This is a genomic window from uncultured Marinobacter sp., assembly GCF_963974375.1.
In the GTDB taxonomy this organism is placed as follows: domain Bacteria; phylum Pseudomonadota; class Gammaproteobacteria; order Pseudomonadales; family Oleiphilaceae; genus Marinobacter.
The window spans coordinates 1-12661 of sequence record NZ_CAXBDN010000116.1 but is presented as its reverse complement, the minus strand read 5'-3'; the positions used below and the strand labels follow the sequence as shown (position 1 = coordinate 12661).

Annotated in this window: 10 protein-coding genes; 2 read left to right on the top strand and 8 right to left on the bottom strand. The window is 58.5% G+C overall.

The genetic code is table 11. The features are described from left to right. On the bottom strand, positions 1-931 hold a 931-nt coding region (locus AAC035_RS11265; protein ID WP_339804003.1), incomplete at its 3' end, for a PAS domain S-box protein. 193 nt (positions 932-1124) lie between these two features. Between AAC035_RS11265 and ybaK the strand changes: the two genes are divergently transcribed. Next, positions 1125-1592: a Cys-tRNA(Pro) deacylase gene (ybaK, locus tag AAC035_RS11260; RefSeq protein ID WP_339804000.1), complete on the top strand. Its 468-nt coding sequence runs from the start codon at positions 1125-1127 to the stop codon at positions 1590-1592. 52 nt (positions 1593-1644) lie between these two features. Here ybaK and AAC035_RS11255 read toward each other — a convergent pair whose 3' ends face one another. The 7 genes from AAC035_RS11255 to AAC035_RS11225 all read right to left on the bottom strand — a co-directional run bounded on the left by AAC035_RS11255 (position 1645) and on the right by AAC035_RS11225 (position 11926). Continuing rightward, positions 1645-3891 (bottom strand): NADP-dependent isocitrate dehydrogenase, encoded by a 2247-nt coding sequence (locus AAC035_RS11255; RefSeq protein ID WP_339803997.1) that lies wholly within the window; start codon positions 3889-3891, stop codon positions 1645-1647. Between the two features lie 261 nt (positions 3892-4152). Continuing rightward, positions 4153-6168 carry an acetoacetate--CoA ligase gene (locus tag AAC035_RS11250; protein WP_339803994.1) on the bottom strand — a complete coding sequence of 672 codons (2016 nt, stop codon included), beginning with the start codon at positions 6166-6168 and terminating at the stop codon, positions 4153-4155. 8 nt (positions 6169-6176) lie between these two features. Then, entirely contained in the window at positions 6177-6959 is a 783-nt protein-coding gene (locus AAC035_RS11245; RefSeq protein WP_339803991.1) for a 3-hydroxybutyrate dehydrogenase, read from the bottom strand. Between the two features lie 63 nt (positions 6960-7022). Further along, a complete protein-coding gene (locus tag AAC035_RS11240) occupies positions 7023-8393 on the bottom strand; it encodes a TRAP transporter large permease subunit (protein WP_339803988.1) in 1371 nt (456 codons plus the stop codon). Positions 8394-8395: 2 nt separating this feature from the next. Then, the gene (locus tag AAC035_RS11235; protein ID WP_339804006.1) at positions 8396-8923 is read right to left on the bottom strand and encodes a TRAP transporter small permease subunit; all 528 of its coding nucleotides are present in this window, start codon (positions 8921-8923) and stop codon (positions 8396-8398) included. A 179-nt stretch (positions 8924-9102) separates the two neighbouring features. Then, positions 9103-10182, bottom strand: coding sequence for a TRAP transporter substrate-binding protein (locus AAC035_RS11230; RefSeq protein ID WP_339803985.1), 1080 nt, complete (start codon positions 10180-10182; stop codon positions 9103-9105). A 313-nt stretch (positions 10183-10495) separates the two neighbouring features. Beyond that, positions 10496-11926, bottom strand: coding sequence for a sigma 54-interacting transcriptional regulator (locus AAC035_RS11225; protein ID WP_339803982.1), 1431 nt, complete (start codon positions 11924-11926; stop codon positions 10496-10498). Positions 11927-12109: 183 nt separating this feature from the next. Here AAC035_RS11225 and AAC035_RS11220 point away from each other — a divergent pair. Then, the coding region (locus AAC035_RS11220) for an alpha/beta hydrolase (RefSeq protein ID WP_339803979.1) at positions 12110-12661 on the top strand (552 nt) is incomplete at its 3' end.

Genomic DNA, 12661 nt, shown 5'->3' with positions numbered 1-12661 from the left:
CTTTGCGACGTAACTGATACTCCAGGGAAAAGGTCTCTGCCGCCGCGATGGCGATCTCGACCTGCTCGGTCAGATACTCCGGCTGCTCGGAGGCGATCAGCCTGGCCCAGGACACACAGCGGTTATCAAGAATTTCATCCGGCCCATAGCCGGTCAGATCCATGCACCCACTGGAGACAAACTTCATGGTCCAGTGCTCGTCATACAGGCACCGGTAGGCCATTCCCGGGAGACTGTCCATCAAAGTGGCGAGCTGCCGCTCACGGTCCCGAAGACCTCGCTGGGCCTGGCGTTGTTCGGTGATATCCATACCGATAGCAAGAGAGCCCACCTGCTCGCCCGCTGAATTCGTTAACTGCCTGGTGTTCCACTGGATCAGGCGCTCGCCCAGATGGCGGGTTAAAATGCGGGTTTCAAAACCTTCAATATCACTGGTTCCGGCGAGCGCAGATGCAACAGCGGCACGAACCTCCTCCCGATAGCTTGCGTTGGGATAAAGCCACAGCCAGATATCGTCGCCACCAATCACTTCGTCGGCCGAATAACCGGTGATGGCTTCGGCCGCCTTGTTCCAGAGCAGGATACGTCCGGACGGATCCAGTGCATTGATCCAGATGCTGGCGTTATCAATCACGCTTTTCTGAAACTGGCTCAGCTGCAGGATTTCCTCCTGCTGATCCTGCTGCAGCCTGAGACGCTCCTGATCTTTGCGGAACTGCTGCCGCAGAATGAAAAACAGGGCCAGCGCCGTCACCGCCACAAACCCCCAGCCCTTCCAGGTCTGGACACTGTGCAGAACATCCGGTCGGCCGATCAGCATGACGGCCAATCCATCAGAGAAGGTGATCCAGAGACCACCAACCAGAAAATAAGTCAGTGCCAGCCAGAGTGAACGTCGTACTGCCTTATCGAGTCCCTTCAGGTTGCTCATAGTCACTTCCGTGCCGTTGGTTGCCCGGGCACAAATGCCCTGCGCCTAAAAATAGCGGCTTAATGCCCTGTCGTCGACCGGAACAGTGAATTATTACCGTTCTGCGACCCGCACTCGCCGAAGGCTCAGAAAGACTGACGCCAACTCCCGATCGCGCTATGCTCGTGGCCTCCAGACCGAACCGGGAGTAGTTATGACCCCAGCGATTGTGCTGGCCCGCAAACAGGGCGTCACTCATTGCCTTCATGAATACGGCCACGATTCCGCCAGTGAATCCTATGGTACCGAAGCAGCTGAGAAGCTGGGCCTGGATCCGGACAGGGTCTTCAAGACCCTGGTGGTGGAACTGGATAGCAGTGAACTGGTGGTCGGTGTGGTGCCGGTTTCGGCCATGCTGAGCATGAAACTGATCGCCAGGGCCGCAGCCGGAAAAAAAGCCGTCATGGCCGACAGGCAAAAGGTTCAGGGAACCACCGGCTACGTTCTCGGTGGTGTCAGTCCACTGGGCCAGAAAAAATCTCTGAAAACCATCATAGACGACAGCGCCCGGGCTTTTGACACCGTGTTCGTCAGCGCCGGCCGCCGTGGCCTGGAAATTGAACTGGCGCCCGCAGACCTGGCGGCGCTCACCGGGGCGGTGTTTGCTCATATCCGAAGTTAAAAAAAACCCGGAAAGCGTTGCCACTTTCCGGGTTTTTCAGACCTGCCGGAAACTACATGCCAGCTTCAGTCTTTGCGTCTGCGAGGATCTTATTCAGAGTCTCGCTCGGCTGCATGACGGCGCAGACCTTTTCGGTAGACGGGTGGTAATAACCACCGATGTCCACCGGATGACCCTGGATCACACTCATTTCTTCCAGGATCTTGTCCTTGTTCGCCTCAAGCTGCTTCGACAGTTTCTCGAAGAACGCTTTCATATCCTTGTCGTCTTCCTGGCTGGCCAGTTCTTCAGCCCAGTACCGGGCCAGGTGGAAGTGGCTGCCACGATTGTCCAGCTCACCCGTCACCCTTGACGGCGACTGGTTGTTTTCCAGCAGTCGCTCGGTGGCCTTGTCCAGGGCCTTGCCAAGTATGCCGGCCCGCTGGCTGCCCTTTTTCTCGCCAAGCTCTTCCAGGGAAACCGCGATGGCCAGGAATTCACCCAGTGAATCCCAGCGCAGGTGGTTCTCTTCCAGCAACTGCTGGACATGCTTGGGCGCAGAACCGCCAGCACCGGTCTCATAAAGTCCGCCGCCATTCAGCAGCGGCACAATGGACAGCATCTTGGCACTGGTACCCAGCTCCAGAATCGGGAACAGGTCGGTCAGGTAGTCACGCAGCACGTTACCGGTTACCGAAATGGTGTCGAGGCCACGAATCAGCCGCTCCATGGTCCAGCGAATGGCCCGGACCGGCGACTTGATCATGATCTGGGCGCCTTCTGTATCCTGCTCCTTGAGATACATCTCAACTTTCTTGATCAGCTGCGCATCGTGGGGACGCTCGTCATCGAGCCAGAACACCGCCGGCATACCACTGGAGCGTGAACGATTAACCGCCAGCTTGACCCAGTCACGGATCGGCAGGTCCTTGGTCTGACACGCGCGCCAGATGTCACCGGCCTCGACCTTGTGTTCGGTCAGTACGGTGCCATCTTCAGCGATCACGCGGACGATACCGTCTTCCTTGACTTCGAAGGTCTTGTCGTGTGAACCGTACTCTTCTGCTTTCTGGGCCATCAGGCCGACATTGGGCACGGTGCCCATAGTGGTCGGGTCAAAGGCGCCGTGGGTTTTGCAGAAGTTGATGACTTCCTGGTAGATGGTGGCGTAGGTGGACTCAGGCATCACCGCCTTGGTGTCCTTGAGCTTGCCATCCCGGGCCCACATCTTGCCGGAGTTACGGATCATCGCCGGCATGGAGGCGTCAACAATGACGTCGCTGGGTACGTGCAGGTTGGTGATTCCCTTGACCGAATCCACCATGGCGATTTCCGGACGGTGCTCGTAGCACGCGTGCAGGTCTTCCTGGATCTGCTCCTGCTTGGACTCCGGCAGCTGTTTGATCTTTTCGATGACCGAAGACAGACCGTTATTCGGGTTGACGCCGATTTCATCAAACAGGTCGCCGTACTTGTCGAAAAGCTCCCGGTAGAAAACCCTCACCGCGTGCCCGAAGACGATCGGGTGGGAGATTTTCATCATGGTGGCCTTCACGTGCAGCGAGAACATGACGCCGGTTTTTTCACAATCGGCGATGGTGTCTTCGAAGAACTTCACCAGCGCTTTCTTGCTCATGAACATGCCGTCGAGCACTTCGCCTTCCAGCAACGGCAGGTCTGACTTGAGTACGGTCTGCTTGCCCTTGGCGTTCTCGAACACGATACGGGCGTTGGTGGCCTTGTCCAGAGTTACGGACTGTTCGCTGGAGTAGAAGTCTCCCCCACGCATATGGGCCACGTGAGTACGGGACGCCGGACTCCATTCACCCATGGTGTGGGGGTATTTACGGGCAAAGGCCTTGACCGCAGCCGGAGCCCGGCGATCAGAGTTACCTTCCCGCAGTACCGGGTTTACGGCACTGCCCAGAATTTTCGAATACAGGGCGTGGATCTTTTTCTCATCCTCTGTTTCCGGATTCTCTTTGTAATCGGGAACCTTGTACCCCTGTTCGTTCAGTTCCTTGATCGCCGTTCGCAGCTGTGGGATGGAAGCACTGACGTTGGGCAACTTGATGATGTTGGCGTTCGGATCCTTGGTGTATTCCCCCAGTTCGGCGAGGGCATCAGGAACGCGCTGGTCTTCTTGCAGGTAGTCGGGAAACGCAGCCAGGATACGGGCGGCCAGCGAAATGTCGCTGGTCTCGAAAGTGATACCCGCCGGGGCGGTAAACGTCTGCAATATAGGCAGAAGTGAGCGGGTCGCCAGTGCCGGAGCTTCGTCGGTCAGTGTGTAGACAATCTTTGGGTTTGATTCTGTCATGTTCGTCCTCAAGGTTGGTTGAGAGTTCAGGACGGTCAGGGCTGTTCCCGGGATCTTGTGGACTCCGGATTTAAGCAGACACTGATTACGAACTTTTTATAGGGCTGGCTAATATACCAGTTTTTACCAAGGTTCGTTTACGATTTTAGTCTAAAGTCGCAGCCAGTGCCCGTTGACAAACCCCTGTCAAAGCGGGCCAGGTCCTACCGGCCTGCTGCTTCGGGGGCAGGCCGGTCTTGCACAGTTAACAGGAGAATTGCGTCAGTTTGTTAACAACCCGGCGGAAATCAGCGCCTTCCGGATGGTATCCAGAGCCTCGGGATTGGTCATGGCATCCCGATTATCGGCCCGTGCGGAACCGTTGATCAGCCTGGCCACCGCCAACTCGACTTTCTTGCCACTGCGGGTGTAAGGGATATCCGAGACCGCCACGATATGTTTCGGCACATGGCGCGGGCTGGCACCCTCCCGGATCCGGCTGCGAAGGCTTTTTTGCAGCGCATCGTCCAGGGTGTGGCCAGTGGCCGGCACCACCAGCAGCACTATTTCCACATCGCCATCAATCTGACGGCCCACCACCAGGCTGTCAGCAATCTCATCCACGGTTTCCACCTGGCGGTAGATTTCCGCGGTGCCGATACGGACCCCGCCCGGATTGAGCGTGGCATCGGAGCGGCCGTAGATGATGGCGCCACCATGCTCCGTAAAGCGAATAAAATCACCATGAGCCCAGACCCCGGGGCAGGTATCAGCAAAGGTCTCGAAATAGGCACTGAAATAGCGGCTGCCATCTGCATCGTTCCAGAAGCCCACCGGCATCGAAGGCAGTGGCTGACGGCAGACCAGCTCACCCCGGCCACCGTCGAGGGCCTTGCCATCGTCGTCGAAGGCCACTGCATCAACCCCCAGCAGGGCACACTGGATCTCACCCCGGCGCACCGGCAACATCGGGTTGCAACCAACAAAACAACCGCAGATATCGGTGCCGCCAGCAATGGAGCCCACCAGCACACCGGGAGCGCCGTGCTCGTACACCCAGTCATAATCCTCTGGCAACAGCGGTGAGCCGGTGGACAGCAGCGCCCGCAACGGGCTCAGATCAAAGGTCGTTGCCGGCTCGACACTGGCCTTGCGACAGCCTGCCAGGAACCGCGCACTGGTGCCGAAATGGGTCACCTTTTCACTGGCAACGATCTGCCACAGGGCGTTCATATCCGGATAGCCCGGTGAACCGTCCACGGTGACCACCGTTGCACCGGTGAGCAGAGCCGAGGCCTGCCAGTTCCACATCATCCAGCCACAGGTGGTGAAGTACATGAACCGGTCCCCCGGCCCCACATCACCGTGCAGCATCAGTTCCTTGGCATGGTTCACCACCAGTCCGGCAGCACCGTGCACGATGCACTTGGGTTTACCGGTAGTACCAGAGGAAAAAAGAATGTAGACCGGATGATCCGCCGGCAGCGACGTGAACGAAGGCGCCTGACCCGCCCCGGATTCCAGAGCCTGGTCCCAGGGCGTTACCAGGGGGCCGGCCAGCGGCGGCTGATCCGGCAGCTGGGCAATGCTGATAACCGTCTTCAGGGTTGGCAACCCGGCCGCCACCTCGCCAAACTCGGACTGGCGGGCAAAGACTTTGCCGCCATAGCCGTAACCATTGACGGTAATGAGCGCCGCCGGCTCGATCTGACCAAACCGGTCAAGGATCGCACCCACACCGAAATCCGGTGACGCCGAGCTCCAGATGGCGCCCATGCTGGTGGTCGCCAGCATACCCACCAGCGCCTCGTAGCCATTGGTCACGATACCGGCCACCCGGTCGCCCTGAACAACGCCCTGGGCCTTCAGGAAGGCTTCAAGCGCCCCGGCATCCGCTTTCAGCTCCCGGTAACTGCGCCGCAGCACCGGGCGGGTTTCACAATGCGCTACCACCGCCTCGCGACTGCCTTGCTCGCCATCCGCCAGACGCAGCATATTCGCGGCAAAATTCAGCTTCATGCCGGGAAACCATTGGGCGCCGGGCATATCACGCTTGCCCAGCACTGAGCTGGCCGGCTCATCCGCCACCAGCCCGCAAAACTCCCAGATCGCCTGCCAGAAGGTTTCGAGATGGCTGACCGACCATTGGTGCAACGCCTGATAATCGGCGAAAGGACCATGGCCCTGCTGTTCCAGCCCGCGAATAAAGGCTGCCATCTGGCAATTTTCCAGCAGCTCCCGAGACGGCGTCCACAACACCGGGGCCTCGGATTCCTGTTGCCATTGTTGCTGAGTCATAATGTCTCCTACTGCATGTGCCAGCCGTGACTGACCACTATGGATTGGCCAGTCAGTGCTGCAGACGGGAACGCAGCAAGATGGACTGCCAGCTCCGCAACATCTTCCAGGGTGGTAAACTGACCGTCTACGGTATTTTTGAGCATGACGTTGCGAATCACCTCTTCTTCGGTAATCCCCAGCTCTTTGGCCTGCTCGGGAATCTGCTTTTCGACCAGAGGGGTCCGAACAAACCCGGGACAGATGATATTGCTGCGCACCCCCTGTTCGGCGCCCTCTTTCGCTACCGCCCGGCACAGACCCAGCAGGCCATGTTTGGCGGCCACGTAGGGGGACTTCAGCGGCGAGGCTTCCACCGAATGTACCGAACCCATGTAAAGCATGGTGCCGCCTTTGCCGCCGTCATACATCTGGTTCAAAGCCGCCCGGGTCACCAGAAAGGCGCCGTTGAGGTGGACATCCACCACCTTGCGCCAGTCGCTGTAGGCAAGCTTGTGAACCGGATCAATGTGCTGGATACCGGCATTGGCGATAGCAATATCGACACCGCCCCAGGCCTCTGCAACTCTGGCAAAACCGTCATCCACCATCTGTTCGTTGGTGACGTCCATGGCCAGCGCCATGGCCTCACCACCCGCGCCGCGAATGGCTTCCGCCGTGGCGCTGGCGGCCTCCAGATTAAGATCAGCAATGACCACCCGGGCGCCCTCCCGCGCATAATGTTCGGCAATGGCTCGCCCGATGCCCTGGGCTGCGCCGGTAATCAGTGCAGTGCGATCAGCTAAACGCATAACTGCGATCTCCTTTATTTTTTGTTTTCAGATTGGCGGTTCGTGCCAATCGTCGGGCAGAATTTAACGCCCACCATACACCTCATTGGGTAACCAGGTAGCCAGCGGCTCAAACCAGAACACCAGGGCCAGCCCCAGCAACTGCAGTGCGATGAACGGCAGTACCCCAAGATAAATGTGGCGGGTCGTGATACCGGGTGGACAAACGCCCTTGATATAGAACAGAGCGAAGCCCACCGGCGGCGTCAGGAACGATGTCTGCAGACAGATAGCAAACATGATGGCGAACCATACCGGCTCCACCCCCAGCGAGAACACCACCGGCGCCACCAGGGGCAGGATGATCAGGGTGATTTCCACCCAGTCCAGAAAGAACCCCAGCAAGAAGGTAATGAACAGGATGGTGATCAGAATGCCCGTGGTACCAAACGGCAGACTGGTCAGCGCGTCGCGGATAACATCGTCACCACCCAACCCCCGCAGTACCGCCGCAAACACGGTGGCACCAACAAAGATACCAAAGATGAAGGCGGTGGTGCGACTGGTCTGATACAACGCTTCCCGCAGGATTCCCATGTCCAGCCGACGACTCACCAGCGCCATCAGCAGGGCACCTGACGCGCCTACCGCCGAGGCTTCCGTGGTGGTGGCAATGCCGAAGAAGATAGAGCCGAGAACTGCCAGAATCAGCGCCATCGGCGGTACCACCGCCAGAAACACATCGAGCCAGGCCCGGGCGTCGAGTCGGGTCCGGTTCGCCGGGGCCGGAGCCAGGTCTTTCTTCAGCCAGGAGGCAATGATGATGTACAGAATATACATCAGGCCCAGCATCATGCCGGGAATCAGTGCCCCCATGAACAGCTTGCCAACGGACGCATCCGCAGTGCCAAGGCGATCGGACATCAGCACCAGCATGATGCTGGGAGGCACCAAAATGCCCAGAGTACCCACCGAACAGGCGGTACCTACCGCCAATGACTTGTTGTAGTTGGCGGCCATCATCGGCCCCAGGGACAGCATGCCGAGTAACACCACCGAGGCTCCGACAATGCCGGTTGATGCTGCCAGCAATATACCGACGATAACCACGGTGATGGCGTAGCCGCCACGAAGCGGTCCCAGTATCCGCACCAGGCTGTGCATCAGCTTTTCGGCAATGCCGGAACGATCCAGCATGATACCCATAAAGATAAACAGCGGCAGGGCCACCATCAGTTCATTGGCAACAATGCCGTAGATACGGGCATCCAGCACACCGATAGTGCCGTTCCAGGTAAACCACAGGTCGGCAGCGAAATACTCGACCATGACGTGGCCAACCACTGCGAACACCAGACCAATGCCGGCCAGTGACCAGGCCACAGGGAAGCCCAGCAACAGCAGCCCCATAAAGCTGGCAAACATGGCAATAACCAGAATCTGTTCAAGCCCCATGGTTACTTCTCCACCCGGGTGCCGGCTGCACCGGAATCAGCATCGGGGGAAACAAATTGTCGCGGGAATCCGAACAACAGGGTGGTGCACCTGAGACCCCGGGAAATGAGGGCAATGCCCACCAGAGCAATCCCCAGAGGCAGGAAACTTTTGAAAATAAAGCGATAGGGCAAACCGCTCGGTGCCTGGGAGCGCTCGCTGTACTGAAACGATGTCCAGGCGTAGGGAATCAGCGTATCCACCATCAGCCAGAGCACAGGCAGGGCCAACAGGACAATACCCGTCAACTCGATAACCGCCTGGGTTTTCAGAGAAAACTTTTCACGGATCACATCGACCCGGACATGGTCATCCTTCACCACCGCATAGGCCAGGGTCATGATCATGGTGATACCAAACAGATGCCAGGACAGCTCCTCAAGGGCAATGGAGCCACGGGCCATCACAAAGCGGCTGAACACGTTGCTGAGGACCACCACCAGCATCACCAGCCACAGCCAGGACACGCCCTTGCCGATCAGAACAATCATTCTGTCCAGTTCATGGGAGATCCGGTTACCGGGCAGGACCTGATCATGGGCGGTCGGACTTGCCGGTGCGCTGAACGATGTTGAATCAGTCACATCAACCTCGGAATATCGAAACAGAATAGGGAGGGTGGGCCAGATGGCCCACCCTGGGTTACAGGATCATTCAAACAACCGGATGATCAGTCGTACTGATAGAAATCCCGCGGCAGGTAGCCCTTGCCATGCCATATGGAATGGTGCTCCATGAACTCTCGCTGGCTGGTCAGCACACGATCGAACATTTCGTCCTCAGCGGCAATGTCATCCAGCACCTTGTTGGTAACCCGCTGCAGTTCACGCAACACGTCTTCGGGCAGGGTCTGAGCGGTTACGCCTTCATTCTGGTAGTCACGCAGGGCGGTGGGCTGGGCAAATTCGCTTTCCGCAAAGCCCTTCAGGGTTGCCGACTCGCAGCCCATTTCGATGAGGGCGCGGGTTTCCGGCTTGAGCTTGTTCCAGGTGTCCTTGTTGACCAGCAGGTGAGAGGTGGTCAGGGTCTGGTGCCAACCCGGCATGATGTAGTTCTTGATGATCTGGTCCAGACCCAGCATCTTGTCGATGGCCGGCTGGGAAAACTCTGTCGCATCAATGGTACCGCGCTCCAGAGCCTGATAGATCTCGCCGCCAGGAATCATGGTGACCGATGCACCCAATTCTTCCAGTACACGACCGCCGATACCGGCAAAGCGGATTCTCAGACCGTCAATGTCATCCAGACTTTCGATAGGATTGGCGAACCAGCCGGCACCTTCAGGTCCGATAATGCTGCACAGCATCGGATGAATATTGCGGGGCTCGTAGATTTCCTCAAGCAGGGCTTTGCCGTCACCCTGGTAGTACCAGGCCAGATAGGCTGGCGGCTCCATGTTGAACGGCGCACCGGAATAAAGTGGCAGGGCCGGTATGGTGCCCTGGTCGTAACCAACCCAGGTATAACCGGCGGGATAGCGGCCGGAGCTGACCGCCTGCATGATTTCAAACGGCGGTACCAGCTCACCGGGCTCGTAGTAACGCAGCTCGATATCACCACCGGAGATGAGTTTCAGGTTTTCAGAAAGATGTTTGACGGGGGTGGTCAGGCCGATCAGGTGCGAAGGGAACGCCAGCGGCACCTGCCAGCGGACCCGCTCTGTAGCGGTTGCCGGTGTCGCGGCAAGGGTCAGGGCTGTTGCCAGGGCAACGCCTGTACCCAGCTTGCTGAGTTGTTGTTTCAGGGACATGACTTGGTTCCTTTTTGTTGTTGTTGCCGCGATTTGCGGCATGGGCTGAACGACTGGTAAACCAGTTCAGCCAGAACAACCAAAAGGCATGGCAATCATCGGGTCCATCCGGCGGCCAGGCTTTTATTTCGGGTTGTTCCAGCTCGCGCATCGAACCCGTTTGCAGAACCCATGCCATAACCAAAATACTTTCATTTATCAATTACTTAAAATACGTGATTACTAACAGAAACTGTTAACTGTCTGGTTTACAGGACACAAACAGGTAAGTCAGGCCTGAACATGTCCCGTTAACAGGACATATGTCTTCAATTCAGGACATTCGCGCCAGCTTTTCATAGAGCACGGATCGGGAAATTCCCAGCCTGCGAGCGGCTTCGCTGCGATTACCGCCGGTTGTCTGCAGGGCGCTTTCTATAGCCGCACGCTCGGCCTCAGCGACCACCAGGGACAGGGGCCTGACCTCTGCCGAAGCGGATCTGTAGCCTGCCGGTTCGCTGCCCGCAGCCGGTTGCGGCAGGATCTGCCGGAACACTCCGGTGTCCAGTACCCCGCTGTCTTCACTGAGGGTAATGGCCCGTTCCAGCGCATTGCGCAGCTCCCGGATGTTGCCCGGCCATGCATAGTGACCCAGCAGGTGCAGCGCATTTTCGGTGATCTCGGCGGCCCGGCCATCATTCTGACGCAGATCCGCCAGCAAGGCTTCACAAAGGATACCCAGGTCCTGGTGGCGCTCCCGCAAGGACGGCACCCGGATTTCCATGACATTGAGCCGGTAATAGAGATCGGAACGAAAACTGCCATCCGCCATCATGGTCGCCAGATCACGACTGGTCGCGGCCATCACCCGCACATCCACCTGACGCACCTGATTTGATCCCAGCGGCTCCACCTCGCCTTCCTGCAACACCCGGAGCAGCTTGGCCTGCAGCGGCAACGGCATGTCGCCCACTTCATCAAGAAACAGCGTGCCACCGTGAGCCAGCTGGAAACGACCATCCCGATGACGATCGGCACCGGTAAAGGCGCCGGAGGCCACGCCAAAGAACTCGGCCTCCAGCAGGTTTTCGGGAATTGCTGCTACGTTGACTCCGACAAAGGGACGATCGGCACGCCCCGATGCCGAATGAATGGCCTGCGCCAGTACCTCCTTGCCGGTGCCGGTCTCACCCAACAGCAACACCGGCATATCCCGCCCCGCAGCCAGTCGGGCCTTGCGCTTCACCTCCAGCGCCGCCGGGCTGGCGCCGATGAAATCAGACAGGCTGTATCGGGTGCTGCGGGCCTTGCGGGCCAGTGCCTTGCGCGCTGCCAAGAGGTCCTGATGCAGGCGCCGGAACTTGGCAACCAGCGGCGTGAGGGGTTGCAGATCGTCGTACAACACACAGGCGATCGCACCCTGTACCAGGCCCTCTTCATCGAAAAACGGCAGCCGGGTCACCACCAGTTGCTGATCCCGATGCTCCATGATGTCCAGCAGCAGCGGATCACCACTGGCCACCACTTCCGGCATCCGGGTCAGGGGGATAATGTTGCGGACGGGCTGTCCGATCACATCACTCTGGCTGACGCCCAGAAGGCGAGCGTAACTCTCGTTGATCCAGGTGATCCGGGCATCCCGGTCCACTGCAAGGGCGCCGGCACTGGCTCGTTCGAACATGGCAATCAGTGCCTGGATCAGCTCCGGCGTCAGGCCCTTGGCGTAGGGGTTATTCGAAAAGTGATTATCAAACAGCTGAGACATTGTCAGTGACCTGTGGTGCCGGCATCAACGCCTGTTTTACCACATCCGGACCGGGTTCCGTCACGTATGATTGCGGTATCACCCGGGGCAAGGGAGCCACAGTCAAATCATCACCTGCCGCCGGGCCCGAAGATGGTACGCCCCTGATACACGTTCGTTCACACCGGGAGACAGGGATTTCCAATGATACAGATACCTGCCCTGACGGTAGCTTTGCGAACCCTGCTGACAGTTGTTGTCACCCTGGTTGCTGCTGGCTGCGCCAGTCACATCAATGCGCCTGAGGAGATCACAGCGATGGCCCGGACCAGCTACGAGACGCGGCAGAATATCCGGTTTTCACCGGACGACTGGCCTCAGGCTCTCAAGGCCGACCTATACCTGCCACAGACAGACGAACCGGCACCCGCCGTGTTGGTGATCCATGGTGGTGGCTGGGAGCGGCGGTCCCGGGATGACATGACCCGTCTGTCCAGAACTCTCGCCAGCCGTGGCTTCATGGTGATGAATATCGACTATCGTTTTGCCCCTGAGCACCGCTTCCCGGCTCAGCTACAGGATGCTCAGCTGGCCATGCGCTGGCTTCATTCCCATGCCGACGACCTGGGCATTGATGCCCGCTATATCAGTGCGTTCGGGTTCTCATCCGGTGCCCATCTGGTGACAATGCTGGCCGCCGCGTCCGATCCGGACCACCCTCACAGCGAGCCCCTGGGAGGTCCGGTAACTGCACCA